The sequence below is a fragment of the Burkholderia puraquae genome (genome assembly GCF_002099195.1).
Lineage (GTDB): Bacteria > Pseudomonadota > Gammaproteobacteria > Burkholderiales > Burkholderiaceae > Burkholderia > Burkholderia puraquae.
Genome location: NZ_NBYX01000021.1, coordinates 53,385 through 79,177, shown reverse-complemented (window position 1 = coordinate 79,177; position 25,793 = coordinate 53,385). Strand labels below are relative to the sequence as shown.

At 67.9% G+C, this 25,793-nt stretch carries 21 protein-coding genes; 11 read left to right on the top strand and 10 right to left on the bottom strand.

What is annotated here, in order from left to right; all coding sequences use genetic code 11:
* The first annotated feature begins 65 nt into the window (after nucleotides 1-65).
* From B7G54_RS30295 to B7G54_RS30285, 3 genes are all read left to right on the top strand, one after another.
* Entirely contained in the window at nucleotides 66-2,501 is a 2,436-nt protein-coding gene (locus B7G54_RS30295; protein WP_021158421.1) for a 3-hydroxyacyl-CoA dehydrogenase/enoyl-CoA hydratase family protein, read from the top strand.
* Between the two features lie 70 nt (nucleotides 2,502-2,571).
* The gene (locus B7G54_RS30290; RefSeq protein WP_085042369.1) at nucleotides 2,572-3,771 is read left to right on the top strand and encodes an acetyl-CoA C-acyltransferase; all 1,200 of its coding nucleotides are present in this window, start codon (nucleotides 2,572-2,574) and stop codon (nucleotides 3,769-3,771) included.
* Nucleotides 3,772-3,863: 92 nt separating this feature from the next.
* Nucleotides 3,864-4,631, top strand: a complete 768-nt coding sequence (locus B7G54_RS30285) for an enoyl-CoA hydratase (RefSeq protein WP_085042368.1) — start codon at nucleotides 3,864-3,866, stop codon at nucleotides 4,629-4,631.
* A gap of 57 nt (nucleotides 4,632-4,688) precedes the next feature.
* Here B7G54_RS30285 and fdhD read toward each other — a convergent pair whose 3' ends face one another.
* Nucleotides 4,689-5,531: a formate dehydrogenase accessory sulfurtransferase FdhD gene (gene fdhD, locus B7G54_RS30280; protein ID WP_425266527.1), complete on the bottom strand. Its 843-nt coding sequence runs from the start codon at nucleotides 5,529-5,531 to the stop codon at nucleotides 4,689-4,691.
* 115 nt (nucleotides 5,532-5,646) lie between these two features.
* Between fdhD and B7G54_RS30275 the strand changes: the two genes are divergently transcribed.
* On the top strand, nucleotides 5,647-6,129 hold the full coding sequence (locus B7G54_RS30275) for a nitrate reductase associated protein (RefSeq protein ID WP_085042367.1): 483 nt from the start codon (nucleotides 5,647-5,649) through the stop codon (nucleotides 6,127-6,129).
* A 46-nt stretch (nucleotides 6,130-6,175) separates the two neighbouring features.
* On the opposite strand, the gene B7G54_RS30270 is transcribed toward B7G54_RS30275, so the two are convergent.
* A complete protein-coding gene (locus tag B7G54_RS30270) occupies nucleotides 6,176-6,571 on the bottom strand; it encodes an acyl-CoA thioesterase (RefSeq protein ID WP_059684352.1) in 396 nt (131 codons plus the stop codon).
* Nucleotides 6,572-6,744: 173 nt separating this feature from the next.
* On the opposite strand from B7G54_RS30270, the gene B7G54_RS30260 reads away from it, so the two are divergent.
* On the top strand, nucleotides 6,745-8,616 hold the full coding sequence (locus tag B7G54_RS30260; protein WP_085042366.1) for an ABCB family ABC transporter ATP-binding protein/permease: 1,872 nt from the start codon (nucleotides 6,745-6,747) through the stop codon (nucleotides 8,614-8,616).
* Between the two features lie 170 nt (nucleotides 8,617-8,786).
* On the opposite strand, the gene murU is transcribed toward B7G54_RS30260, so the two are convergent.
* Nucleotides 8,787-9,506 carry an N-acetylmuramate alpha-1-phosphate uridylyltransferase MurU gene (murU, locus tag B7G54_RS30255; protein WP_085042365.1) on the bottom strand — a complete coding sequence of 240 codons (720 nt, stop codon included), beginning with the start codon at nucleotides 9,504-9,506 and terminating at the stop codon, nucleotides 8,787-8,789.
* A 21-nt stretch (nucleotides 9,507-9,527) separates the two neighbouring features.
* On the bottom strand, nucleotides 9,528-10,577 hold the full coding sequence (locus tag B7G54_RS30250; protein ID WP_085042364.1) for an aminoglycoside phosphotransferase family protein: 1,050 nt from the start codon (nucleotides 10,575-10,577) through the stop codon (nucleotides 9,528-9,530).
* Between the two features lie 223 nt (nucleotides 10,578-10,800).
* Here B7G54_RS30250 and B7G54_RS30245 point away from each other — a divergent pair, with 223 nt between their 5' ends.
* From B7G54_RS30245 to rsmA, 4 genes are read left to right on the top strand one after another with little or no spacing between them, the layout of a single operon-like run.
* Complete coding sequence (locus tag B7G54_RS30245; RefSeq protein WP_085042363.1) at nucleotides 10,801-13,161, top strand: LPS-assembly protein LptD; 2,361 nt, start codon at nucleotides 10,801-10,803, stop codon at nucleotides 13,159-13,161.
* Between the two features lie 51 nt (nucleotides 13,162-13,212).
* Entirely contained in the window at nucleotides 13,213-14,571 is a 1,359-nt protein-coding gene (locus B7G54_RS30240) for a peptidylprolyl isomerase (protein ID WP_085042362.1), read from the top strand.
* An 11-nt stretch (nucleotides 14,572-14,582) separates the two neighbouring features.
* Nucleotides 14,583-15,572: a 4-hydroxythreonine-4-phosphate dehydrogenase PdxA gene (gene pdxA, locus B7G54_RS30235; protein WP_085042361.1), complete on the top strand. Its 990-nt coding sequence runs from the start codon at nucleotides 14,583-14,585 to the stop codon at nucleotides 15,570-15,572.
* Nucleotides 15,573-15,621: 49 nt separating this feature from the next.
* A complete protein-coding gene (gene rsmA / locus B7G54_RS30230) occupies nucleotides 15,622-16,449 on the top strand; it encodes a 16S rRNA (adenine(1518)-N(6)/adenine(1519)-N(6))-dimethyltransferase RsmA (RefSeq protein ID WP_011353140.1) in 828 nt (275 codons plus the stop codon).
* Between the two features lie 96 nt (nucleotides 16,450-16,545).
* Here rsmA and B7G54_RS30225 read toward each other — a convergent pair whose 3' ends face one another.
* On the bottom strand, nucleotides 16,546-17,481 hold the full coding sequence (locus tag B7G54_RS30225) for a DMT family transporter (protein WP_085042360.1): 936 nt from the start codon (nucleotides 17,479-17,481) through the stop codon (nucleotides 16,546-16,548).
* 367 nt (nucleotides 17,482-17,848) lie between these two features.
* On the opposite strand from B7G54_RS30225, the gene gloA reads away from it, so the two are divergent.
* Complete coding sequence (gloA, locus tag B7G54_RS30220; RefSeq protein ID WP_085042359.1) at nucleotides 17,849-18,238, top strand: lactoylglutathione lyase; 390 nt, start codon at nucleotides 17,849-17,851, stop codon at nucleotides 18,236-18,238.
* Between the two features lie 108 nt (nucleotides 18,239-18,346).
* On the opposite strand, the gene B7G54_RS30215 is transcribed toward gloA, so the two are convergent.
* From B7G54_RS30215 to glyQ, 5 genes are read right to left on the bottom strand one after another with little or no spacing between them, the layout of a single operon-like run.
* Entirely contained in the window at nucleotides 18,347-19,234 is an 888-nt protein-coding gene (locus B7G54_RS30215; RefSeq protein ID WP_085042358.1) for a M48 family metallopeptidase, read from the bottom strand.
* Between the two features lie 46 nt (nucleotides 19,235-19,280).
* Nucleotides 19,281-20,045 (bottom strand): lysophospholipid acyltransferase family protein, encoded by a 765-nt coding sequence (locus B7G54_RS30210; protein ID WP_085042357.1) that lies wholly within the window; start codon nucleotides 20,043-20,045, stop codon nucleotides 19,281-19,283.
* A gap of 43 nt (nucleotides 20,046-20,088) precedes the next feature.
* Nucleotides 20,089-20,652: a D-glycero-beta-D-manno-heptose 1,7-bisphosphate 7-phosphatase gene (gmhB, locus tag B7G54_RS30205; RefSeq protein ID WP_085042356.1), complete on the bottom strand. Its 564-nt coding sequence runs from the start codon at nucleotides 20,650-20,652 to the stop codon at nucleotides 20,089-20,091.
* 9 nt (nucleotides 20,653-20,661) lie between these two features.
* The gene (glyS, locus tag B7G54_RS30200; RefSeq protein WP_085042355.1) at nucleotides 20,662-22,761 is read right to left on the bottom strand and encodes a glycine--tRNA ligase subunit beta; all 2,100 of its coding nucleotides are present in this window, start codon (nucleotides 22,759-22,761) and stop codon (nucleotides 20,662-20,664) included.
* A gap of 22 nt (nucleotides 22,762-22,783) precedes the next feature.
* Nucleotides 22,784-23,788 (bottom strand): glycine--tRNA ligase subunit alpha, encoded by a 1,005-nt coding sequence (gene glyQ, locus B7G54_RS30195; protein ID WP_011885965.1) that lies wholly within the window; start codon nucleotides 23,786-23,788, stop codon nucleotides 22,784-22,786.
* A gap of 321 nt (nucleotides 23,789-24,109) precedes the next feature.
* Between glyQ and B7G54_RS30190 the strand changes: the two genes are divergently transcribed.
* A complete protein-coding gene (locus tag B7G54_RS30190) occupies nucleotides 24,110-25,765 on the top strand; it encodes a tetratricopeptide repeat protein (protein WP_085042354.1) in 1,656 nt (551 codons plus the stop codon).
* The last annotated feature ends 28 nt before the right edge of the window (nucleotides 25,766-25,793 follow it).

Here is a 25,793-nt window from a genome sequence, read left to right as displayed (position 1 = left end):
CTGGTACTCACTTCGCCGTGCAGCCCTCACCTCTCGCGCTGCACGACACTATCCGGAGACATCCCGTGAGCAATTTCCTGATTCGCAAGGTCGCCGTGCTGGGCGCCGGCGTGATGGGCGCGCAGATCGCCGCGCACCTCATCAACGCGCGCGTGCCGGTGCTGCTGTTCGACCTGCCGGCCAAGGAAGGCCCGAAAAACGCGATCGCGCTGAAGGCGATCGAGAACCTGAAGAAGCTGTCGCCCGCGCCGTTCGGCGTGAAGGACGACGCGAAGTACCTCGAAGCCGCCAACTACGAAGACGACATCGCGAAGCTCGCCGAGTGCGACGTCGTGATCGAGGCGATCGCCGAGCGGATGGACTGGAAGCACGACCTGTACAAGAAGGTCGCGCCGCACATCGCGCCGAACGCGATCTTCGCGACCAACACGTCGGGCCTGTCGATCACGAAGCTGTCCGAAGGTTTCTCCGACGAGCTGAAGTCGCGCTTCTGCGGCGTGCACTTCTTCAACCCGCCGCGCTACATGCACCTCGTCGAGCTGATCCCGACCGCGCATACGCGCCCGGAGATCCTCGACCAGCTCGAAACCTTCCTGACGAGCATCGTCGGCAAGGGCGTCGTGCGCGCGAAGGACACGCCGAACTTCATCGCGAACCGCGTCGGTATCTTCTCGATCCTCGCGGTGATCACCGAAGCAGCCAAGTTCGGCTTGCGCTTCGACGAAGTCGACGACCTGACGGGCAGCCGCCTTGGCCGCGCGAAGTCGGCGACGTTCCGCACCGCGGACGTGGTCGGCCTCGACACGATGGCGCACGTGATCAAGACGATGCAGGACAACCTCGCCGACGATCCGTTCTTCCCGGTCTACCAGACGCCGGCCGTGCTTGCCGAACTGGTGAAGCAGGGTGCGCTCGGCCAGAAGACGGGCGGCGGTTTCTACAAGAAGGAAGGCAAGGCGATCAAGGTGCTCGACGCGAAGACGGGCACCTATGTGGATTCGGGCGCGAAGGCGGACGAAACCGTCGGCCGCATCCTGAAGCGCCCGCCGGCAGAACGCCTGAAGCTGCTGCGTGAAACGGACCATCCGCACGCGCAGTTCCTGTGGTCGATCTTCCGCGACGTGTTCCACTACATCGGCGTGCATCTCGAATCGATCGCCGACAACGCGCGCGACGTCGACCTCGCGATCCGCTGGGGCTTCGGCTGGAACGAAGGCCCGTTCGAAGGCTGGCAAGCCGCCGGCTGGAAGCAGGTCGCCGAGTGGGTGCAGGAAGACATCGCGGCCGGCAAGGCGCTCGCGAACGTGCCGCTGCCGTCGTGGGTGCTCGAAGGTGCAGTCGCCGAGAAGGGCGGCGTGCACACGGCCGAAGGCTCGTGGGCGCCGGCAGCGAAGCGCTTCGTGCCGCGCTCGGACCTCGCGGTCTACGACAAGCAGGTATTCCGCGCGCCGCTGCTCGGCGAAGCCGGTGCCGATCCGAAGACGTACGGCAAGACGCTGTTCGAGACCGACGCGGTGCGCGCGTGGGTCGACGACCGTGCGGGTGAAGACGACGTCGTGATCGTGTCGTTCAAGTCGAAGATGAACACGATCGGACCGAGCGTGATCGACGGCCTCGTGCAGGCGATCGAACTCGCGGAGAAGGACTACAAGGGCGTGGTGATCTGGCAGCCGACGTCGCTGAAGCTCGGCACGCCGGGCGGCCCGTTCTCGGCCGGCGCGAACCTCGAAGAGGCGATGCCCGCGTTCATGATGGGCGGCGCGAAGGGCATCGAGCCGTTCGTGAAGAAGTTCCAGGAAGGCATGCTGCGCGTGAAGTACGCGAACGTGCCGGTCGTCGCAGCCGTGTCGGGCATCGCGCTCGGCGGCGGGTGCGAGCTGATGCTGCACAGCGCGAAGCGTGTCGTGCACGTCGAGAGCTACATCGGTCTCGTCGAAGTGGGTGTCGGCCTCGTGCCGGCGGGCGGCGGCCTGAAGGAAGCCGCGCTGCGCGCAGCGGACGCCGCAACGGCCGCGAACGCGACCACCGACATCCTGAAGTTCGTCACGAAGTCGTTCGAGAACGCGGCCATGGCGAAGGTGTCGGCGTCCGCGCACGATGCCCGTGCGATGGGCTATGTGAAGCCGTCCGACACGATCGTCTTCAACGTGTTCGAACTGCTCGACACCGCGAAGAAGGAAGCGCGCGCGCTGGCCGCCACCGGCTACCGCGCACCGCTGCGCGCGAAGGACGTGCCGGTCGCGGGCCGTTCGGCGATCGCGACGATCAAGGCGTCGCTCGTCAACATGCGTGACGGCCGCTTCATCAGCGATCACGACTACCTGATCGCGAGCCGCATCGCCGAAGCCGTGTGCGGCGGCGACGTCGAAGCCGGCAGCCTCGTCGACGAGCAGTGGCTGCTCGCGCTGGAGCGCCGTGCGTTCGTCGAACTGCTCGGCACGCAGAAGACGCAGGAACGGATCATGGGCATGTTGCAGACCGGCAAGCCGGTGCGTAACTGAGCGGGCGGACAACTTTGCATGGGACCGGAGCCGGCGCCGAAGCGCCCGCTCCGCCCGATTGGAGTTTGAAATGAGCAAACAATTGCAAGACGCATACATCGTCGCCGCCAGCCGCACCCCGATCGGCAAGGCTCCGCGCGGTGTCTTCAAGAACACGCGCCCGGACGAGTTGCTGGTCCACGCGATCAAGTCGGCGGTTGCGCAGGTGCCCGGCTTCGACACGAAGCTGATCGAGGACGCGATCATCGGCTGCGCGATTCCGGAAGCCGAGCAGGGCCTGAACGTCGCGCGGATGGGTGCGCTGCTCGCGGGCCTGCCGCAGACGGTCGGCGGCGTGACGGTCAACCGCTTCTGCGCGTCGGGCATCACGGCGCTCGCGATGGCGGCCGACCGCATCCGCGTCGGTGAATCGGACGCGATCTTCGCGGGCGGCTGCGAATCGATGAGCATGGTGCCGATGATGGGCAACAAGCCGTCGATGTCGCCGCACATCTTCGATCGCAACGAAGACTTCGGCATCGCATACGGGATGGGCCTGACGGCCGAGCGTGTCGCCGAGCAGTGGAAGGTGAGCCGCGAAGACCAGGACGCGTTTTCGGTCGAGTCGCACCGCAAGGCACTGGCCGCGCAGCAGGCCGGCGAGTTCAACGACGAGATCGCCGCGTATACGCTCACCGAGCGTTTCCCGAACCTCGCGACCGGCGAAGTCGACGTGAAGACGCGCGAGATCGCGCTCGACGAAGGTCCGCGTGCGGATACGTCGATCGAAGGCCTCGCGAAGCTGCGCACGGTGTTTGCAAACAAGGGCTCGGTCACGGCCGGCAACAGCTCGCAGACGTCGGACGGCGCGGGTGCGCTGCTCGTCGTGTCGGAGAAGGTGCTGAAGGAATTCAACCTGACGCCGCTTGCACGCTTCGTGAGCTTCGCGGTGCGTGGCGTGCCGCCGGAAATCATGGGCATCGGCCCGAAGGAAGCGATTCCGGCCGCGCTGAAGGCCGCCGGCCTGAAGCAGGACGATCTCGACTGGATCGAGCTGAACGAAGCGTTCGCCGCGCAATCGCTGGCGGTGATGCGCGATCTCGGCCTGGACCCGTCGAAGGTCAACCCGATGGGCGGCGCGATCGCACTCGGCCACCCGCTCGGCGCGACCGGCGCGATCCGCGCGGCAACCGTCGTGCACGGCCTGCGCCGCCGTAACCTGAAGTACGGGATGGTCACGATGTGCGTCGGCACCGGCATGGGCGCCGCGGGCATCATCGAACGACTGTAAGCGGGACGCGACGAAAAGCGACGACGGTGCGCGGGCCACGAGCTCGCGCACCGTTTTTTCATTCCGATAGAGGAAAGTCAAAGGAGACGGTTGTGGCCGAAATTCAAGTGGAACGCGCCGATGGCGTAATGACGATCACGATCGCGCGCCCGGCGAAGAAGAACGCGCTGACGGCGGCGATGTACCAGACGATGGCCGACGCACTCGCCGAAGCCCAGGAAGACAAGGCGATTCGCGCGATCCTGCTGCGCGGCGGCGACGGCAACTTCACCGCGGGGAATGATCTCGAGGATTTCCTGAAGTCGCCGCCGAAGGACGACACCGCGCCGGTGTTTCAGTTTCTTGCGCGGATCAGCGGCGCGAGCAAGCCGATCGTGGCCGCGGTGCCGGGCCTGGCGATCGGCGTCGGCGTGACGATGCTGCTGCACTGCGATCTGGTCTACGCGGCCGACACCGCAACGTTCTCGTTGCCGTTCGCGCAGCTCGGGCTGTGCCCGGAAGCCGCGTCGAGCGTGCTGCTGCCGCGTCTGGCCGGCCATCAGGTTGCGGCCGAGAAGCTGCTGCTGGGCGAGGCGTTCGACGCGCTGGAAGCGCACCGGATCGGTATCGTCAACCGTGTGCTGCCGGCTGCCGAACTCGACGCGTTCGCGGCGAAGCAGGCGGCGAAGCTCGCGGCACTGCCTGCGGCATCGCTGCGTGTGACGAAGGCGCTGCTGAAGGATACGGGCGGCGTGGCGACGCACGCGCGGATGGCCGAGGAAGCGGGCCACTTCGCCGCGATGCTGCGTGCGCCGGAAGCGCGCGAGGCGATGACGGCATTCTTCGAGAAGCGCAAGCCGGATTTCCGTCAGTTCGACTGACGGCGCAGGCCGCGCCGGCGGCGGGCCGTCGGCGCGGGCGCGCTCCCGCGATCGCGATCAGGCCGTGCCGTAGTCGACGTGGCCGGTTTCGCGGCAGAAGCTGACGAGCCGCAAGCCGGCTGCTTTCGCGATCTCGATCGCGAGCGACGACGGCGCAGAGATCGTCGCGACCATCGGGATGCCGACCCGTGCGGCCTTGCGCACGAGCTCGTAGCTCGCGCGGCTCGACAGGAACACGAACCCGTCGGTCGCGTCGGCGCGCGACAGCACGAGCGAGCCGATCAGCTTGTCGAGTGCGTTGTGGCGGCCGACGTCCTCGAACGCCATCCGGATCGCACCTGTTGCATCGCACCACGCGGCCGCGTGCAGGCCGCCCGTGAGCCGCGTGAGCGCCTGGTGGGCCGGTAGCGCCTGCGCCGCGCGTGTCAGCGCGTCGGGCGCGAGGCGCGCCAGAAAGCCCGTATCGGGCACGCGTTCGGGCGCGAGGTCGAGCAGGTCGATGCTTTCGATCCCGCATACGCCGCAGCCGGTGCGCCCCGCGAGCGCGCGGCGCCGGTCCTTCAGCGCGGCGAACGCCTGCTGGACGACCTCCAGGTGGACTTCCGCATGCGGCAGCGGCGCGTCGGCGTGCAGGATCACCTCGATGTCCTTGATGTCGCTGCCGCGCGCGACGATCCCTTCCGAGATCGCGAAGCCGACCGCGAACGCTTCGAGGTCGCATGGCGTACACATCATCACCGCGTGCGAGATGCCGTTGAATACAAGTGCGACGGGCCATTCCTGCCCCACGTAGTCGTGTGCGGGTTCGACGGCACCGCCGCGCGTGCGGGTCACGGACAGTTCGATCGCGCCGCGCGGTTCGTCGCGCATTTCACCGGATTCGGTCGGATTCACGAGCACTCCCGTTGATTCAGCGTGCGGCCGGCGGCAATCGTGTCCGCCACCCGCGCGCAGAGGTTCTAAAATACCTCAGGCAAGCCGGCCGCGCCGGCATCCGCCACGTCAGGTAACGATCATGGGACTCAGCGACGCTCCACTGCTTTTCGCCTTCGAACACGATTCGTCGGAAAACTTCACGTACATTCCGATGATCGTGCGTTTCAATCTCGACCGTTTCGGTTTGCGGATTTCGCTGGAGCAGTGGCAGCTGCTGCCGCTCGAGGACCGCAAGCTGCTCGCGCGCTTTCCGGCCGACGACGACACCGCGATCGAGCCCAATTTCGACCACGCGCTGTTCGAAATGCTGCGCACACACGCGGATCTGGAACCATCGTGGTTTCAGCCCGACGAGCAGCCAACTTGGCGCGCCACCGACATCGTGCCGGAGTCGCTCGTGCAGCAGAGCGCGTTGGCCGGGCTGATGGCGCCCGCGCTCGCGCAGTGGCAGCGGCTCGCGCCGTTCCAGCGCTACGTGCTGGTGAAGCTGTCGCGCAAGCCGAAGCTGAACCACGATTTCCTGCCCGCGATGCGGGAGTTCGGGCTGACGGCCACGCACTGAGGTGGCCGCGGGCAGGTGGAATGTGCCGCCGCGCGGCGCTCGCCCGTCAGAGCGGCGGCAGTTGCCGCGGCTTGCGGTCAGTGCCGGTCGCGACGTAGGTGAGGGTCGCTTCGGTGACCTTCACGATTTCCCCCATCAGGCGCATGCGCTGCGCGTACACCTCGACGTCGACCGTGATCGACGTGTTGCCGGTGCGCGTGATGGTCGCGTAGAAGCTCAGCAGATCGCCGACGAACACCGGCTGCTTGAACACGAACGAGTTGACCGCGACCGTCGCGACGCGGCCGTTCGCGCGCTGGCTCGCGGGGATCGAGCCGGCAATGTCGACCTGCGACATGATCCAGCCGCCGAACACGTCGCCGTGGACGTTCGCGTCGTGCGGTTGCGGGACGACGCGCAGCGCGGGCTGCTTTTGCGGGAGTTCGAGGGTCGAATCGGTCATGGCGGGGGCTTTCATCCTGTAATAAACATGCCGCCGCGCGCAGGCCGGCCGGCGAGGGCGCCGGCAGCGGCGCGAAGCGGCTTCTGCGACAATACAACGTTCGCAAATTGTACGAGAAAGTGAGCGAGCCGGCCGCCGATGCACGCGTCCGGCACCGCTGCCAATCCTTCCCCATGCGCCGATTTCCTGCTTCCGGCGAGCCCGCGCCGGCTTCGACCGGGCCCCGCAACGACTGGCAGACCATCCGGTCGCTGCTGCCGTACCTGACCACCTACAAATGGCGCGTCGCGCTCGCGCTCGGCTGCCTGATCGGCGCGAAGGTCGCCAACCTCGGCGTGCCGGTCGTGATGAAACGCATCGTCGACCACCTGTCCTACGTCCAGCAGATCACCGCGCTCGGCCGCGCCGAGCAGTCGGCCGGCATCGTGCTCGCGGGCGGCGTGGGGCTGCTGGTCGTCGCGTATGCGCTCGTGCGGCTGTCGACGTCGCTGTTCACCGAGCTGCGCGAGATCCTGTTCTCGAAGGTCACCGAGAGCGCGGTGCGCCAGCTCGCGCTGCAGGTGTTCCGGCACCTGCACGGGCTGTCGCTGCGGTTTCACCTGGAGCGCCAGACGGGCGGCATGTCGCGCGACATCGAGCGCGGCACGCGCGGCATCCAGCAACTGATTTCGTATTCGCTGTACAGCATCCTGCCGACGCTCGTCGAGGTCGGGCTCGTGCTCGGCTTCTTCGTGGTCAAGTACGAGACCTATTACGCGTACGTGACGTTCGCGGCGCTGGTCACGTACATCGTGTTCACGGTGAAGGTCACCAACTGGCGCACGCATTTCCGCCGCACGATGAACGAACTCGATTCGCGCGCGAACTCGCGGGCGATCGATTCGCTGATCAACTACGAGACGGTGAAGTACTTCGGCAACGAGGAGTGGGAGGCGCAGCGCTACGACGAGAACCTGAAGCGCTACCGCAAGGCCGCGATCCGCTCGCAGAATTCGCTGTCGGTGCTGAACTTCGGCCAGCAGGCGATCATCGGCACGGGGCTCGTGTTCATCCTGTGGCGCGCGACGCAGGGCGTGCTGGCGGGCAAGCTGACGCTCGGCGATCTCGTGCTGATCAACACGTTCATGCTGCAGCTGTACATTCCGCTGAATTTCCTCGGTGTCGTGTATCGCGAGCTGAAACAGAGCCTGACCGACATGGACCGGATGTTCGGGCTGCTGTCGGCCGCGAAGGAAGTCCCGGACGCGCCCGACGCGCGGCCGCTCGCGGTGGCCGGCGCGCAGGTGCGCTTCGAGCACGTGAACTTCTCGTACGAAGCGTCGCGGCAGATCCTGCACGACGTGACGTTTACGATCGACGCGGGCACGACGACCGCGGTGGTCGGTCACAGCGGCTCCGGCAAGTCGACGCTGTCGCGGCTGCTGTTCCGCTTCTACGATCTCGACCGGCAGGCGGGCGGCGCGATCCGGATCGACGGCCAGGACATCCGCGACGTGACGCAGGACTCGCTGCGCGCGTCGATCGGGATCGTGCCGCAGGACACCGTGCTGTTCAACGATTCGATCTACTACAACATCGCGTACGGCCGGCCGACCGCGACCCGCGACGAGGTGGTCGCGGCCGCGCGCGCCGCGCACATCCACGACTTCATCGAAAGCTTGCCGAAGGGCTATGACACGCCGGTCGGCGAGCGCGGGCTCAAGCTGTCGGGCGGCGAGAAGCAGCGCGTCGCGATCGCGCGCACGCTGTTGAAGGATCCGCCGGTATTGCTGTTCGACGAGGCGACGTCGGCGCTCGATTCGCGCTCGGAGCGTGCGATCCAGCACGAGCTCGACCAGATCGCGCGGCATCGCACGACGCTCGTGATCGCGCACCGGCTGTCGACGGTCGTGCATGCGCAGCAGATCCTCGTGATGGACCACGGGCGGATCGTCGAGCGCGGCACGCACGACGAACTCGTGCGCGCGGACGGCCTCTATGCGCAGATGTGGGCACTGCAGCAGCAACGCGCGGCGGCGGGCGGGGAAGAGGCGGAAGCCGCGTGAGCGGCGGTGCTGCGGGCAACGGGAAGGGGGCTTGCTCGATGGGCGGGAGTCGGGCCGGCATGATGGTGCGGCAGGCGCCTGGACCCGTTGATCCAAGCCAACTCAGCCAGTTCGCCGGCCAGCTGACCCGCTAGCCAACCAATCGATCAGCCAGACGCCCGATCGACCGGTCACTCTGCGGCGCGCAGCCGCGCATCCAGCTCGCCCAGTTGCGCGGGCGTGCCGACGTTCTCCCAGATACCTTCATACAGTTCGCCGCTCGCGCGGCCGGCTTCGATCGCCGCGCGATAGTACGGCGTCAGCGCGCGTCGCGTGCCGGGCGCAAGATCGCGGAACATCCGCGTGTCGTACAGGCCGATGTTGCCGAACGTGAAGCGTGCGGCGCCGTCGAGCGCGAGGCGGCCGTCGCTGCCGAGCGCGAAGTCGCCGGCCGGGTGGAACGGCGGGTTCGGCACCATCACGAGGTGCATCGCCGGCGCATCGAGCGCGGCCATCCGGGTGGCGCGCGGTGCGAGCGTCCGGTAGTCGAACGTGCAGTACACGTCGCCGCTGACCGCCGCGAATACGGCCGGTTGCCCGTCGCGCTCGAGCAGCGGCAGCGCCTGCGCGATGCCGCCCGCGGTTTCGAGCGCTTCGCCTTCGGCCGAATATACGAGCCGCACGCCCCAGCGCGACCCGTCGCCGAGCGCGGCCTCGATCTGTTCGCCAAGCCACGCGTGGTTGATCGCGATCGTCTCGATGCCTGCGCGCGCGAGCGCTTCGATCTGCCATACGATCAGCGGCTTGCCGCCGGCTTCGAGCAGCGGCTTCGGGCGGGTGTCGGTGAGCGGGCGCATCCGTTCGCCGCGCCCGGCGGCGAAGATCATCGCCGTGGTCAGGGTGGTGCTCATCTTGGGCAGGTTGTCAGACGATCAGAACGTATAGCCCACGTCGGCCGGCGCGTTGCCCTCGAGCTCGTCGAGCAGCTTCGCGAACGGCACGAGCGGGCGGTAGCGCAGCGCGACCTTGCGCGCGTACGTGATGAAGCGCGGCAGGTCGTTCAGGTAGTGCGGCTTGCCGTCGCGGTAATTGATCCGCGCGAACAGGCCGAGCACCTTGATGTGGCGCTGCAGCCCCATCCATTCGAGCTGGCGGTAGAACTCGCCGAAGTCGGGGTCGACCGGCAGGCCGGCCTTCTTCGCCTTTTCCCAGTAGTACGCGAAGCAGTCGAGCTCGAACTCCTCGTCCCAGCTGATGAAGGCGTCGCGCAGCAGCGACACGACGTCGTAAGTCAGCGGCCCGTATACGGCGTCCTGGAAGTCGAGCACGCCCGGGTTCGGCTCGCACACCATCAGGTTGCGCGGCATGAAGTCGCGCAGCATGAAACCCTGCGGTTGCGCATGGGCGCTCGCGACCAGCAGCGCGAAGGTGCGGTCGAGCGTGCCGCGCATCGCGTCGGTGACGGGCTTGCCGAGGTGGCGGCCGACGAACCATTCGGGCATCAGCTCCATCTCGCGGCGCAGGAACGCCTCGTCGAACGGCGGCAGCACGTCGGGCTTCGAGGTGAGCTGGAAGCGGATCAGCGCGTCGAGCGCGTCGCGCATCAGCGGGCGTGCCGCGGCCGGGTTCGCCGGATCGAGCACCGAGATGTACGACGTGCGGCCGAGATCGGTCACGAGCATGAAGCCTGCGTCGAAATCGTGGGCCAGCACGTCCGGCACGTGGTCGCCGGCCGCGGCGAGCAGCTGCGCGACCTGGACGAATTCACGGCACTTCTCGGGCGGCGGCGCGTCGACCGCGATCAGCGTGCCGCCGGGGCTCGTGGCCGATGCGACACGGAAATAGCGGCGGAAACTGGCATCCGACGATGCGGGCGCGAGGGTCGACAGGTCGAGCGCATAGCGCTCGGCGAGCGGGTGCAGCCACGCGGTGAGCGCTTCGAGGCGGGCGTCGGGCTGGGATGCGGCGGATGGGGGCGTCATGAAACTCGGAGGAGGGGGGAACGTCTTGCCATATAATACCCCACGACTTTTTTGACGCGCCCCGCGTCAGCTTTCCGCCGTGCAGGCCCGCCGCCTGCCGCGCCGTCGCCCGAACGCCTCCCCGGTTTGCGCTCAGCCGCAGTCGCGGTGCGACGGTGCGGCCCGCCGTGCGCGAATGTGCCGCGACGGCGCGGTTGACAAGGGGCGATTCGCCAAACGATAGATGCCGCCCAAACCGCTATTCCCGAATGTTTTCCCCGGTGACGGGGCGCCGCGCAAACGGCGGCTCGCGCTCGCGCTCCTGGCCGTGCCTGGCCTCGTGCCGGCCGTGTCGTACGCGCAGCTGTCGGGCGCGGCTGCGCAGCCGCAGCCGCTCGACACGCCGTGGGATCTGCGCCTCGCGCCCCAACTCGAGGATCATCCGCTGAAGGACGGCGCGAAGCCGGCCGCCTTCGTGATCGCCGACCACACGAGCGGCACGGCCGAGCAGGATCTCGCCGCGAAGGGTTCGGCCGAGCTGCGGCGCGGCGACGCCGTCGTGAAGGCTGACGCGATCCACTACGATCAGGATACCGACATGGCCGATGCGTACGGCCAGGTCAGGGTGGTCAACGCCGGCACGTCGTTCGCGGGCCCCGAGGCGCACCTGAAGATCGAGGCGAACCAGGGCTTCATGACGGCGCCGAAGTACCACTTCAACGTGACGGGCGGCTCGGGCAGCGCGGAGCGCGTCGACATGGTCGACAACGAGCGCTCGGTGTTCATCAACGGCACGTATACGGCGTGCCAGTGCTCGACGAACCCCGCGTGGTATATCAAGGGCAGCCGCTTCGACTTCGATACGGGCGCCGACGAAGGCACCGCGCGCAACGGCGTGCTGTTCTTCCAGGGCGTACCGATCTTCGCGAGCCCGTGGATGACGTTCCCGCTGTCGGGTGAACGGCGCAGCGGCCTGCTGCCGCCGACGTTCTCGATGAACTCGAGCAACGGCTTCGAGCTGACGCTGCCGTACTACTTCAACATCGCGCCGAACCGCGACCTGACGCTCACGCCGCGGATCATCTCGCGGCGCGGCGTGATGACGGAGGCGACGTTCCGCTACCTGTCGCCGACGTATTCGGGCACGTTTACGGCCAATTACCTGCCGGATGACCGGCTCGAGCACCGCAACCGCTACGCGATCTACTGGCAGCACCAGCAGAACTTCGGCGGCGGCTTCGGCGGCTACGTCTACTACAACAAGGTCTCGGACAACACGTATCCCGAACAACTGGGTTCGATGAACCAGTTCATCAACGGGACGCAGACGTTGTACCAGCAGGAGGCCGGTCTCACGTACAACAACGGCCCGTGGTCGGTGCTCGCGCGCTACCAGCACTGGCAGACGCTGCCGCCGTCGATCGCGCCTTACAGCCGCGAGCCGCAGTTGAACGTGAAGTACACGAAGTACAACGTCGGCGGCTTCGACTTCGGCGCGGAAGCCGACTATTCGCGGTTCCGCATCACGACGGCCGATGCGACCGAAGGCGACCGGATCGTCTTCAATCCGTATATTGCGTACGGCGTGTACGGCCCCGGCTACTTCGTCGTGCCGAAGGTCCAGTACCACTTCGCGTCGTACGACCTGAACTACCTGTCGTCGAGCACGCCGAACAACCCGAAGCGCTTCACCGAGTCGATCCCGACCGTGAGCTTCGATTCGGGCCTGATCTTCGATCGCTCGGTGCGCCTGTTCGGCCAGGACTTCATCCAGACCCTCGAGCCGCGCCTGTACTACGTGTACACGCCGTATCGCAACCAGTCGAACGCACCGCTGTTCGACACCGCGGAGTCGGACTTCGGCCTCGCGGAGATCTACCAGCCGAACACGTTCGTCGGCAACGACCGGATCGCCGATGCGAACCGGATCACGGCGGGCCTCACGTCGCGCTTCATCGATCCGCGCACCGGCGACGAGCGCGCGCGTTTCGTGATCGCGCAGCAGTACTACTTCGCCGATCAGCGTGTCACGCTGAATTCCGGGCAGAGTGCCGTACTGGCGCGCCACTCGGACCTGATCGTCGGCGCCGCGCTGAAGCTCGGCTCGGGTTTCATGTCGGAGACGGCGTTCCAGTACAACCAGAACAACAACCAGCTCGTGAAGTCGAGCGTCGGTTTCGGCTACAGCCCGGGCGAGCGCCGCGTGATCAACGTCGGCTACCGCTATACGCGCTCGAACACGACGCTCGACAACCAGCCGATCAACCAGTTCCTGGTGTCCGCGCAATGGCCGCTCACGCGCCGCCTGTATGCGATCGGCCGCTTCAACTACGACCTCGCCGGCGATCGCGTGGTCGACGGTCTGGTCGGCTTACAATACGACGCGGATTGCTGGGCGCTCGGGGTCGGGGTGCAACGGGCTGCGAACGGCATCAATTCATCGGGACAGCAGAACTCGTCGACGCGATTCATGATGCAGCTGACGCTCAAGGGCCTGTCGACCGTTGACAACGGCCTCGTGTCCGCGTTCCGCGCCGGGGTGCCGGGCTACACGCCGCTGCCGCCGCCGCCGCCGCCGATGTCCCGCTTCAGCAACTACGAGTAACGCCGGCTTGTCTGCACCGGTCAGCACGATTTCAATGGAGTTCCAGTGGCAATGAAGAAAACCCTTCGTTTCGCGGCAGTCGTGTCCAGCCTCGCTGCGGCCGCCGCGCTGCTCGCCGCCGCGCCGGCCGCGGCGCAGGCGCTCGGTTCGCACGGTGCGCAGCTCGCCGACGAAGTCGTCGCGGTCGTCAACAACGACGTGATCACGGGCCGCGAACTCGACCAGCGTGCCGGCCTGATCGCGCGCCGGCTGCAGCAGCAGAACGCACCCGTGCCGCCCACCGACCAGTTGCGCGCGCAGGTGCTGAACCAGATGGTGCTCGAGCGTATCCAGGTGCAGAAGGCCAAGGACGACGGGATCCGCATCGACGACGCGACCGTGCAGTCCACGCTGCAGCGTCTCGCGCAGGCGAACGGCATGACGCTCGACCAGTACCGCGCGCGTCTCGAGGCGCAAGGCGTGCCCTGGAGCATCTTCACGAGCGACGCGCGCACCGAACTGATGCTGTCGAAGCTGCGCGAGCGCGAGGTCGACGGCAAGATCACCGTGTCGGACGCCGAGGTCGCGAACTACATCGCGAGCCAGCGCGGGCCGAACGCGTCGCAGCAGCAGGACCTGCGCTTCCAGCACATCTTCATCAAGGCGCCGACCAACGCACCGCAGGCCGACATCGAAGCCGCGCAGAAGAAGGCGGACGCATTGCTGCAGCAGGCGAAGTCGGGCGCCGATTTCGAGAAGCTCGCGAAGAACAATTCGGAAGCGAACGACGCGAAGAAGGGGGGCGACCTCGGCTTCAAGGCGCCGAGCGCGCTGCCGGCCGACGTTGTCGACGCCGCATCGAAGCTGCGCCCGGGCCAGGTCAACCCGACGCTGATCCGCGTGCCGGACGGCTTCGAGATCGTGCGTCTCGTCGATCGCCGTCAGAGCCAGGGCGCGACCGCCGCCGCACCGAAGATCGTCCAGACGCACGTGCGCCACATCCTGTTGCGCGTGGGCGAAGGCAAGTCGGAAGGCCAGGCGCGCCAGCAACTGGCCGACATCCGCAACCAGGTCGAGGCCGGCGGCGATTTCGCAAAGTTCGCGCGCACCTACTCGCAGGACGGTTCGGCGTCGCAGGGCGGCGATCTCGGCTGGATCAGCCCGGGCGAGACCGTGCCGGAATTCGAGCGTGCGATGAACAACCTGCAGGACGGCCAGATCAGCCAGCCGATTCGTACCGAGTACGGCTACCACCTGATCCAGGTGCTGAGCCGCCGCGAGGCGGAAGGCTCGGTGCAGCAGCAGATGGATATCGCGCGTCAGGCGATCGGCCAGCGCAAGGCCGAGCAGGCGTATGCCGACTGGCTGCGCGAGCTGCGCGATTCGTCGTACGTGCAGTACAAGATCGGCGGCGTCGGCCCGGCGAACTGAGCGAGCTTCAGATGACCACGCCCGCGCTGCAGATCGCGATCACGACCGGCGAACCCGCGGGAGTCGGCCCGGAGCTGACCGTGCAGGCGCTGCGTGATGCCGCGCAGCGCTGGCCCGACGCGCATTTCATCGTGCTCGGCGATGCGGCGCTGCTCGACGCGCGTGCGGCGGCCGTCGGCGTCGACCTGGCCGCGCTGGCCGGTGGCGGGCCCGTGTCGGTCGCGCATCACGCGCTCGCCGTGCCCGCGCAGGCGGGCACGCTGGACGCGGCGAACGGCCCGTACGTGCTCGGGCTGCTCGACGCGGCGATCGACGGCGCGCTGGCAGGCCGGTACGACGCGATCGTCACCGCGCCGCTGCAGAAGAGCACGATCAACGATGCGGGCGTGCCGTTCACCGGCCATACCGAATACCTGGCGGAGCGCACGCATACGCCGCGTGTCGTGATGATGCTGGCCGGTACCGGCCACAAGCCGCTACGCGTCGCGCTCGCGACCACGCACCTGCCGCTGAAGGACGTGTCGGCCGCACTGACGGTCGACGGGCTCGTCGAGACGCTCGCGATCATCGATCGCGACCTGCGGCGCGACTTCGGTCTGGCCGCGCCGCGCATCCTCGTGACGGGCCTGAACCCGCATGCAGGCGAGAACGGTTATCTCGGCCGCGAGGAGATCGACGTGATCTCGCCGGCGCTGGCCCGCGCGAACGCGCAGGGTATCGACGCGCGCGGCCCGTACCCGGCCGACACGCTGTTCCAGCCGCGCCATCTCGCCGACGCCGATTGCGTGCTCGCGATGTTCCATGACCAGGGTCTGCCCGTGCTGAAGTATGCGACGTTCGGCGAGGGCATCAACGTGACGCTCGGGCTGCCGATCATCCGGACGTCGGTCGATCACGGCACGGCACTCGACCTGGCCGGCACGGGCCGCGCGGATCCGGGCAGCATGATCGCCGCGCTCGACACGGCCGTCATGATGGCGCGCCATCGCCGCACGGCCTGACGCGGCCCGGCTTCCCCTCATTCGTCGTATTTTTCGTTTTACTCAGTCGATGTCGAACAGCAGACAGCACCAAGGCCATTTCGCGCGCAAGCGCTTCGGGCAGAACTTCCTCGTCGATCACGGCGTGATCGACTCGATCGTCTCGACGATCGGCCCCGCGCGCGGCCAGCGCATGGTCGAGATCGGCCCGGGGCTCGGCGCGCTGACCGAGCCGCTGATCGAGCGTCTCGCGACGCCCGAGTCGCCGCTGCATGCGGTCGAGCTCGACCGCGACCTGATCGGGCGCCTGCAGCAACGCTTCGGCGCGCTGCTCGAACTGCACGCGGGCGACGCGCTCGCGTTCGACTTCCGTTCGCTCGCGGCGCCCGGCGACAAGCCGTCGCTGCGGATCGTCGGCAACCTGCCGTACAACATTTCCAGCCCGCTGCTGTTTCACCTGATGACGTTCGCCGATGCGGTCATCGACCAGCACTTCATGCTGCAGAATGAAGTCGTCGAGCGGATGGTCGCGGAGCCGGGCACGAAGGCGTTTTCGCGGCTGTCGGTGATGCTGCAGTACCGCTACGTGATGGAAAAGATGCTCGACGTGCCGCCGGAGTCGTTCCAGCCGCCGCCGAAAGTCGATTCGGCGATCGTCCGGATGATTCCGTACGAGCCGCACGAACTGCCGGACGTCGATCCCGTGCTGCTCGGCGAAGTCGTCACCGCCGCGTTCTCGCAGCGACGCAAGATGCTGCGCAATACGCTCGGCGACTATCGCGAGACGATCGATTTCGACGCGCTCGGCTTCGATCTCGCGCGCCGTGCGGAGGACGTGAGCGTGGCCGAATACGTTGGCGTCGCGCAGGCGCTCGCGGCGGTGCGCAAGGCCGGTTGAGGCTGGCAACGCGAGCCGGACCGGATGCGAAACAGGCTGCCCAGCGGGGCAGCCTTTTTTATTGCAGCGTGAATGCGCGCGTGCTGCGCCCGGTTGTCATGCCCGCCGGCGTGGCGGCGCGTTGACGAGCGCGATGCCGGTCAGCACGAGCGCGGCCGCGGACATGAAGCGCCAGCCGACCGATTCGCCGAGCAGCAGCACACCGAACGCGACGCCGAACAGCGGCGACAGGAACGTGAAGACGGACAACCGCGACGCGCTGTAGCGCGTCAGCAGCCAGAACCATGACAGGTAGCTGACGAACGCGACGATCACCGACTGGTACGCGAGGCTCGCCACCGCGACCGGCGTGACGTGCGCGAACGACACCTGGCTGAACAGTGCGGCAAGCGCGACCAGCACGACTGCCGATACCGCGAGCTGGTAGAACAGCGTCTTGCTCGCGCTCGCCCGCGCAAGCGCCGTCGAGCGCACGACCACCGTCGTCGCGGCCCACATCGCGCCGCCGAGAATGCCGAGCGCGTCGCCGGCGAGCCCGGCCAGCACGGACGCGCCGGGTGCGCGCGGCTTCAGGAAGCCGTCCGCGAACGCGAGCGCGATGCCGGCGAACGCGAGGCCGACGCCGGCCCACTGCTTACGCTGCAGCCGTTCACCCGGTGCGAACAGGTGCAGGCCGAGCGCAGTGAAGCACGGCGCCGTGTACAGGAAGATCGCCATGTGCGATGCGCTCGTCAGCGTCAGCCCGAAGAACACGCAGATGAATTCGCCGGCGAACAGCGCACCGGCCGCGAGGCCCGCGCCGAACGTGCCGTCCGCCTGGAACAGCGGCGTTCCGCGCGAGCGGGCCCAGCCCCACAGCAGCAGCGCGGCGATCACGGAGCGCAGCCCGGCCTGGAACATCGGCGCGATCGCGGCGTTCGTGCTCTTGATCGCGACCTGCTGGAAGCCCCAGATCGCGCACAGCAGCAGCATCAGGCCGACGGCGCGCGTATCGAGCGCGCGGCGCACGGGGGCAGCGGCGAGCGTGGTCATCGGCGCACCTCGCCGGTTGGGTACGGCGGCTGCGAGATCGGAAGGGCGGCGCATCCGGCGCGCTCGAATCGACGGTTTCGCACGGCAGTGTGGCTGTAGGGAAGCGTTGGTCGCGTTCGGGCGGTGAGCCGCGTGCCCGTTTTTGGTGCGAGGTGGAAGGATGTTACCCGATCGGCGCGGTAGCCGGGCGAGCCGGGGCAGGCTGTTTTCCGCCGGTATGCTCGCGCCGGCAGGTGCCGATGGGCCGTATCGGCCGTGCTCCGGCCAGGCGCCCCGACCGGCTGTCCCCAGCCAGGCGCCCCCGGCGAAGTTCACCCGACTCTGGTAGAGTTCCCGGTTCTGGAAAGTCCCCACAGGAGTACAACACATGCGATTTCTGCATACGATGCTGCGAGTCGGCGATCTCGACCGCTCGATCAAGTTCTACACCGAATTGCTCGGCATGAAGGTGCTGCGCCGCGACGACTATCCGGAAGGCAAGTTCACGCTCGCATTCGTCGGCTACGGCGATGAAAGCGACAACACGGTGATCGAACTGACCCATAACTGGGATACGCCGGCCTACGATCTCGGCAACGGCTTCGGCCATCTCGCGCTGGAAGTCGACGATGCGTACAAGGCCTGCGAGCAGATCAAGGCGCAAGGCGGCAAGGTCACGCGCGAAGCGGGCCCGATGAAGCACGGTACGACCGTGATCGCGTTCGTCGAGGATCCGGACGGCTACAAGATCGAGTTCATCCAGAAGAAGGCGCACTGAGCGCCGGATGAACCGGGCCGCGGCGTGCGATGTGCGCCGCGGCAGCAAAAAAGGGCGATGCGGGGTGACCCGCATCGCCCTTTTTCGTTGGCGGCAAAGCCGTGCGCGTCACAGCGACGGCAGCAGCTCGGGCGGGTGATGCTTGAGCGTGTGCCGCGCTTCGCGGAACTCGGGGAAGATCGATTCGACGGTCTGCCAGAAGGCCGGGCTGTGGTTCATCTCGCGCAGGTGCGACAGTTCGTGCGCGACGACGTAGTCGACGATCGACATCGGGAAATGGATCAGCCGCCAGTTCAGGCGGATCTTGCCGTCGCTCGAGCAGCTGCCCCAGCGCGTCGCGGCCGACGACAGCGCGTACATCGAATACGTGACGCCGAGTTTCTCCGCGTAGACCGCGAGGCGTTCACCGAAGATCCGCTTGGCCTCGCCCTGCAGCCAGCCCTGCACGCGATCCTTGATCTGCTGCATGTCGGCCTGCACGGGCAGCGGCAGCGAGAGCCGCAGCGCATCGGCATCGAACGCGACGGCACCCGCGCCGAGCGCGATCGTCACCGTCTTGCCGAGATAGGGAAGCTGCGCGCCGTCGCGCCAGTCGATCTGCGGCAGCGCGCGCTGCTCGGTGCGCGTCTTCCACTCCGCGAGCTTCGCGAAGATCCAGCGTTGTTTCTCGGAGATCGCGGCTTCGATGTCGGCGAGCGTGACCCAGCGCGGCGCGGTGATCGACAGCCCGCTGCCGTCGATCGTGAAGCCGATCGTGCGGCGCGCGGAGCGCTTCAGGCGGTATTCGAGCACGCGGCTGTCGAGTGCGAACGTACGCACGCGCGAGCGGTCGGGCGCCGGGCCCGGATCGAGGGGCGCGACGGGTGCCGCTTCGGGCGGCGCCGGCGGCGCGGCGGGCGCCGACGGTGCGGCGGCCGGCCCGTCGAAGAGCGGCAGGTCCATCTGGCGATGATCGAGGGCCACGACGGCAGGCCGTGGCCGCGGACGCTGTTTCATCAGTTCGCTTCTTTTTGTCGTACGCAACGGCTGCAACCTGGGGGCGTCAGACTCGTGCGGCATCGCGCGTGCCGGCATTGCCCGCCTGTCGATACGAATCCGGATCGATCCGGCGCATTTCCGCTTCGATCCATGCTTCGACCTGCGAGTTCAATGCATCGGGCGTCAGCCCCTCGCTGGGGATCGGCTTGCCGATCGACACGGTGACGACACCCGGGAATTTCGTGAACGAGTTGCGCGGCCACACCCGACCTGCATTGTGCGCGATCGGCACGACGGGTGCGCCGGTTTCGATCGCGAAACGCGCGCCGCCCGTCTTGTACTTGCCCTGCTTGCCGACCGGCGTGCGCGTGCCTTCCGGGAACATGATCATCCATGCGCCTTCCGACAGGCGCTTCTTGCCCTGGCGGATCACCGACACGAATGCATTCTTGCCTTCCTTGCGGTTGATGTTGACCATGTGCAGCAGCCCGAGCGCCCAGCCGAAGAACGGCACGTACAGCAGTTCGCGCTTGAACACGTAGCAGAGCGGCTTCGGCATCAGCGCAGGGAACGCGAGCGTCTCCCACGCGGACTGGTGCTTCGACAGCAGCACGGCCGGGCCGTCGGGCAGGTTCTCGAACCCTTCGATCCGGTAACGGATGCCGTTCAGCCAGCGCACGACCCACAGCGTCGACTTGCACCAGCCGGCCGCCATCCAGTAGCGCGCGTCGGGGCGCATGAACGGAAAGGCGATGAAGCACGCGGTGGCGTACGGCACCGTGTACAGGATGAAGTAGATCAGCAGCAGCAGGGAGCGGACGAAGCGCATCGGCGTAAGTCTGGCGTTAGGGAGGATGCGCGCGGCGGCTGCATCACTCGTGTTCGTGTGAAAGGAAATCGAGCGCGAACGCGCGCAGGTCGTCGTGGACCTTCGTGCCGGGCGGCAGGTTGCCGGCGGCGAGCGTCTTCTTGCCCTTGCCGGTGAGCACGAGGTGCGGCTGGAAGCCGACCGCGACGCCGGCCTGCAGGTCGCGCAGCGAATCGCCGACGACCGGCGTGTGATCGGGATCGATCTCGAAGCGCTCGGCGATCATCTGCATCATGCCGGGTTTCGGCTTGCGGCAGTCGCAGTGATCCTCGGCCGTGTGCGGGCAGAAGAACACCGCGTCGATGCGTGCGCCGACCGCGGCCGCCGCCCGATGCATCTTCAGATGCATCTCGTTGAGCGTGGCCATGTCGAACAGCCCGCGACCGATGCCGGACTGGTTGGTCGCGACGATCACGCGATAACCCGCGTGGTTGAGCCGGGCGATCGCCTCGAGGGCGCCGGGCAGCGCGATCCATTCGTCGGGCGTCTTGATGAACGCATCCGAATCGACGTTGATCACGCCGTCCCGGTCGAGGACGACGAGCTTTCGGTTGGGGCTGGTCGGCATCGGCGGCCCTTATGCAGCGAGCTTCGAGATGTCGGCGACGCAGTTCATCTGCTGGTGCAGCGCGGACAGCAGTGCGAGACGGTTCGCGCGCAATGCCGGATCTTCCGCGTTGACCATCACGTCGTTGAAGAACGTGTCGACCGGCGCGCGCAGCGCGGCGAGCGCCGACAGCGCGCCCGTGTATGCACGCGCCTCGAGCTGCGACTGCACGTGCGGCGTCACGGCCGTGAGCTGTTCGTGCAGCGCCTTCTCGGCAGCTTCGACGAGCAGCGCCGGCTGCACCGCGCCGTTCGCGCCGCCTTCCGACTTCTTCAGGATGTTCGAGATCCGCTTGTTCGCGGCCGCGAGCGCTTCGGCTTCCGCGAGGCGCGTGAATTCGCGCACCGCGTCGAGGCGCGCGACGAGATCGTCGACGCGCGTCGGGTTCAGGCTCAGCACCGCGTCGATTTCGCCGGCCGAATAGCCGCGCTCGCGCAGCAGGCCGCGCAGGCGATCCATGAAGAACGCGAGGATCGCATCGGTCGATTCGGCTACGCCCGCCACGCCTTCGAAGCGCGCATGGGCCGTGCGCAGCAGCGACACGAGATCGAGCGGCAACTGCTTCTCGAGCAGCAGGCGCAGCACGCCGAGTGCATGGCGGCGCAGCGCGAACGGATCCTTCTCGCCCGTCGGCGCGAGGCCGATGCCCCAGATGCCGACGATCGTCTCGAGCTTGTCGGCGAGCGCGACGGCGGTCGACACGGGCGTGGTCGGCAGCGCGTCGCCGGAGAAGCGCGGCTGGTAGTGCTCGGCGCACGCGAGCGCGACGTCGTCGGCTTCACCGTCGTGGCGCGCGTAGTACGTGCCCATCGTGCCCTGCAGTTCCGGGAACTCGCCGACCATGTCGGTCAGCAGGTCGGCCTTCGCGAGGCGCGCGGCGCGCTTCGCGTGCGCGGCGTCGGCGCCGATCGCGGGCGCGATCTCGCCGGCCAGCGCCTCGAGGCGCTCGACGCGCGCGAGCGCCGAACCGAGCTTGTTGTGATACACGACGTTCGCGAGCTGCGGCACGCGGTCGGCGAGCGGCTTCTTCTTGTCCTGCTCGAAGAAGAATTTCGCATCGGCGAGGCGCGGGCGCACGACGCGCTCGTTGCCTTCGATGATCTCGCCCGGCGTCTTCGTCTCGATGTTCGACACGATCAGGAAGCGCGAGCGCAGCTTGCCGCCGACGTCGGTCAGCGCGAAATACTTCTGGTTCGTCTGCATCGTGAGGATCAGGCATTCCTGCGGGACCTGCAGGAATTCGTCCTCGAAGCGGCACGGGTAGACGACCGGCCATTCGACCAGCGACGTCACTTCGTCGAGCAGCGCTTCGGGCATCACGACCGTATCGCCGTTCGCATGTTCGTTCAGCTGCGTGCGGATCGTTTCGCGGCGATCGGCGAAGTGCGCGATCACGCGGCCCTTGTCGCGCAGCGTGTCGGCGTAGGTGCGCGCATGCTGGATCGCGACGAGGCCGTCGGACAGGAAGCGGTGGCCGAGCGTGGTGTCGCCGGCGTCGATGCCGAACGCGGTGACGGGCACGATGCGATCGTCGTGCAGCACCGTCAGGCGATGCACCGGGCGCACGAACTTCACGTCGGAGCCGTCCGGGCGCTGGTAGGTCATCACCTTCGGGATCGGCAGCTTCTCGAGCGTTTCGTCGAGCGCGGCCTGCAGGCCGTCGGCGAGCGTCGCGCCGGCTGCCGAATAGTTGATGAAGAACGCTTCGGCCTTGCCGTCCTGCGCGCGCTCGAGATCGGCGATCGACAGGTTCGGGTGGCCGAGCGCCGCGAGCTTCTTCGCGAGCGGGGCGGTCGGCTTGCCTTCGGCGTCGAGCGCGACCGACACGGGCAGGACTTTTTCGCGGACCTGCTTTTCAGGTGCGACGGCGCGCACGTTCTGCACGACGACGGCGAGGCGGCGCGGCGTGGCGTAGCGTTCGAACACGAGTTCGCCTTCGACGAGGTCGCGCGCCGCGAGGCGTTGCGCGAGACCTTCGGCGAATGCGTCGCCAAGGCGCGCGAGGGCCTTCGGCGGCAGCTCTTCGGTCAGCAGTTCGACGAGCAGGGGGGCGGGATGGTTATGCGTCATGTGTGGAATAAATCTCGTCTCGTCAGTCCTGATCGATCTTGCGTTCGACCTTGAGCGGCGGCGCCCATGCCGGCTGCGCGGCGTCCTGGGCGTCGGTGGTGAGGCCCGGCACGCCCGGCGGGTTGCCGAGCATCGGGAAGCCGAGCTTCTCGCGCGAGTCGTAGTAAGCCTGCGCGACGAGACGCGACAGCGCGCGGATGCGGCCGATGTAGGCCGCGCGCTCGGTGACCGAGATCGCGCCGCGCGCATCGAGCAGGTTGAACGTGTGGCCGGCCTTCAGCACGAGTTCGTACGCGGGCAGCGCGAGCTGCGCGTCGATCATCTTCTTCGCTTCGGCTTCGTAGCTGTTGAAGAACGTGAACAGCAGGTCGACGTTCGCGTGCTCGAAGTTGTAGGTCGACTGCTCGACCTCGTTCTGGTGATAGACGTCGCCATACGACAGGCGGCGCAGCTCGGGGCCGTTCGGGCCTTGCTCTTCCCATTCGGTCCAGACCAGGTCGTACACGTTCTCGACCTTCTGCAGATACATCGCGAGGCGCTCGAGGCCGTACGTGATCTCGCCGAGCACCGGCTTGCAGTCGAGGCCGCCGACCTGCTGGAAATACGTGAACTGCGTGACTTCCATCCCGTTCAGCCACACTTCCCAGCCGAGGCCCCACGCGCCGAGCGTCGGGTTTTCCCAGTCGTCCTCGACGAAACGCACGTCGTTCTGCTGCAGGTCGAAGCCGAGCGCCTCGAGCGAGCCGAGGTACAGGTCGAGGATGTTTTCCGGCGCCGGCTTGAGCACGACCTGGTACTGGTAGTAGTGCTGCAGGCGGTTCGGGTTCTCGCCGTAGCGGCCGTCTTTCGGGCGGCGCGACGGCTGCACGTACGCGGCGCGCCACGGCTCGGGGCCGACCGCGCGCAGGAACGTGTGGACGTGCGACGTGCCTGCGCCGACTTCCATGTCGATGGGCTGGAGCAGGGCACAACCCTGCTTGTCCCAGTAGGACTGCAGCGTCAGGATGATTTGCTGAAACGTAAGCATGAAGAGCCTTCGTGGCGCTGGCGCTCCGTTGCGGGCGGCGCTCCGGGCAGGGCCCGGAGGGTCGGCTCGCGCGGCGGCGCGGCTTGTTAGTGTGCTGAAACGCGTAATTTTACCGGATCGGCGAGCCGATGCGGCCGGAACGCGGGCGGGCGCACCGTCGGCCCCGTTCCGGCGGCCTGTGCGAGCGCGCCCGGCGCGCGCCGGGCGGCCGCGTGCGGCATGTCGAGACGCGCGTGTCGCGCGGCTTCGCACGGGCGTTAAGATGCGCGTATTGCGGCGCGCGCGACGCGTGCCGTGCCACCGCTTGCCGATCCCGATTGCATGGACGATCCGAACGACATCCTCATTCCGCTGCTTCCGCCCTTCCTCGCGCTGCTCGGGCAGGCCGCCGATGCGCAGGCGCGCGGCGAGCGCGCCGCGCGCGATCTGTGGCTCGCCGCCGCCGCGCACTTGCATGCGGTCGACGCCGATGCGCTCGCGCAACTCACCGGCGCGCTCGTCGCGCGGCAGCGCACAGCCGACGCGGTCGCACTCGCTGAACGCGTGGCAGGTGTGCAGCCGGGTGCGGCCGCGTACTTCAATCACGGCTACGCGCTGCAGATGGCCGGCCGTCACGCGGACGCCGTGGCACCGTATCGCGCGGCGCTGGCGCTCGATGCCGAGCGGCCATCGCTGCGCAACAACCTCGCGATCGCGCTGCGGCTGTCGGGCAGCGACCGCGCGGAGGAGATCGCGCTGCTCGATGCGGCCGTGCGCGCCGATCCGCGCGACGTGCAGGCGTGGATCAACCTCGTCGTTGCGCGGCTCGCGACGCGCGACCTGGACGGCGCGCTCGCGTGCGCCGCGCGGCTCGTCGAGCTCGCGCCCGACAACGCGCTCGCGATGAACAACGTCGCGATGGCGATGAAGGAGGCACAGCGCTGGGACGACGCCGAGCACTACGCGGCGCGCGCGTGCGCGCTGGCGCCCGACGACGCGTCGTACCGTTTCAACCTGGCGATCATCCAGCTCGTGCGGGGCAACTACGCGGCCGGCTGGCGCGGCCACGAGGCGCGCTGGGACGGCGCGGGCGAGTTGCGCGGCCGCCGGCCGGCGCTGCCGGGCCCGCGCTGGCAGGGCGAGCCGCTTGCCGGCAAGACGCTGCTCGTGTGGGGCGAGCAGGGGCTCGGCGACGTGCTGCAGTTCTGCCGCTTCGTCGCGCCGCTCGCCGAGCGCGTGCATCGCGAGGGCGGCCGGCTCGTCTGGAATACGTTCCCGCCGGTGGGCACGCTGATGCAGCGCAGCCTCGGCGCGCATGCGGATGGATTCAGCGCGGGCGGGGGCGTCGACGTGCTGCCCGCCTTCGATTACGAAGTCCCGCTGATCGGCCTGCCGCTGATGCTCGGCATGGAAGCGTCGATGCTCGCGTCGTCGGTGCCATACCTGCGGGCCGACCCGCCTGCGCGCGACGCGTGGCGCGCGCGGCTCGCGGGCGACAGCCGGCTGAAGGTCGGGCTCGTGTGGACGGGCAGCGCGGGGCACCAGCGCAATCCGTTCCGGCGCGTCGGGCTCGAGCGCTATGCCGACGCATTCCGCGGGATCGATGGCGTCGCGTTTTATTCGCTGCAGCCGGGTGCGCAGGCGGATGTCGCGGCGGCGCGCGCAGCCGGCTTCGCGATCGAGGATTTCACGGCGGAACTGACGAGCTTCGACGATACGGCCGCGTTCATCGGCGCGCTGGATCTCGTGATCACCGTGTGCACGTCGGTGGCGCACCTGGCGGGCGCACTCGGCGCGCGCACCTGGGTGCTGCTCGACGTGAATCCGCACTGGCCGTGGCTGCTCGAACGCAAGGACAGCCCGTGGTACCCGACCGCGACGCTGTACCGGCAACCCGCATTCGGCGTGTGGGAGCCGGTGATGGAGGACGTGGGCCGCGATCTGCGGCGCCTGGCCGCGCAGCCGGTTCAATCGGCTGCGTCCGCCCGGCAGGCCTGAGCGGCCGGGCGGCTTGCGGTCACGGGCC

Coding starts and splice junctions, on each gene's coding strand:
- gmhB (WP_085042356.1), bottom strand. CDS start 20,652: ATGCCGACCAGCCCCAACCGAAAGCTCGTCGTCCTCGACCGGGACGGC.
- B7G54_RS30270 (WP_059684352.1), bottom strand. CDS start 6,571: ATGACCGATTCGACCCTCGAACTCCCGCAAAAGCAGCCCGCGCTGCGC.
- murU (WP_085042365.1), bottom strand. CDS start 9,506: ATGAGCACCACCCTGACCACGGCGATGATCTTCGCCGCCGGGCGCGGC.
- B7G54_RS30210 (WP_085042357.1), bottom strand. CDS start 20,045: ATGCGCTTCGTCCGCTCCCTGCTGCTGCTGATCTACTTCATCCTGTAC.
- pdxA (WP_085042361.1), top strand. CDS start 14,583: ATGACCACGCCCGCGCTGCAGATCGCGATCACGACCGGCGAACCCGCG.
- B7G54_RS30190 (WP_085042354.1), top strand. CDS start 24,110: ATGGACGATCCGAACGACATCCTCATTCCGCTGCTTCCGCCCTTCCTC.
- glyS (WP_085042355.1), bottom strand. CDS start 22,761: ATGACGCATAACCATCCCGCCCCCCTGCTCGTCGAACTGCTGACCGAA.
- glyQ (WP_011885965.1), bottom strand. CDS start 23,788: ATGCTTACGTTTCAGCAAATCATCCTGACGCTGCAGTCCTACTGGGAC.
- B7G54_RS30260 (WP_085042366.1), top strand. CDS start 6,745: ATGCGCCGATTTCCTGCTTCCGGCGAGCCCGCGCCGGCTTCGACCGGG.
- B7G54_RS30245 (WP_085042363.1), top strand. CDS start 10,801: ATGCCGCCCAAACCGCTATTCCCGAATGTTTTCCCCGGTGACGGGGCG.
- B7G54_RS30250 (WP_085042364.1), bottom strand. CDS start 10,577: ATGACGCCCCCATCCGCCGCATCCCAGCCCGACGCCCGCCTCGAAGCG.
- B7G54_RS30240 (WP_085042362.1), top strand. CDS start 13,213: ATGAAGAAAACCCTTCGTTTCGCGGCAGTCGTGTCCAGCCTCGCTGCG.
- gloA (WP_085042359.1), top strand. CDS start 17,849: ATGCGATTTCTGCATACGATGCTGCGAGTCGGCGATCTCGACCGCTCG.
- rsmA (WP_011353140.1), top strand. CDS start 15,622: ATGTCGAACAGCAGACAGCACCAAGGCCATTTCGCGCGCAAGCGCTTC.
- B7G54_RS30225 (WP_085042360.1), bottom strand. CDS start 17,481: ATGACCACGCTCGCCGCTGCCCCCGTGCGCCGCGCGCTCGATACGCGC.
- B7G54_RS30275 (WP_085042367.1), top strand. CDS start 5,647: ATGGGACTCAGCGACGCTCCACTGCTTTTCGCCTTCGAACACGATTCG.
- B7G54_RS30215 (WP_085042358.1), bottom strand. CDS start 19,234: ATGAAACAGCGTCCGCGGCCACGGCCTGCCGTCGTGGCCCTCGATCAT.
- B7G54_RS30290 (WP_085042369.1), top strand. CDS start 2,572: ATGAGCAAACAATTGCAAGACGCATACATCGTCGCCGCCAGCCGCACC.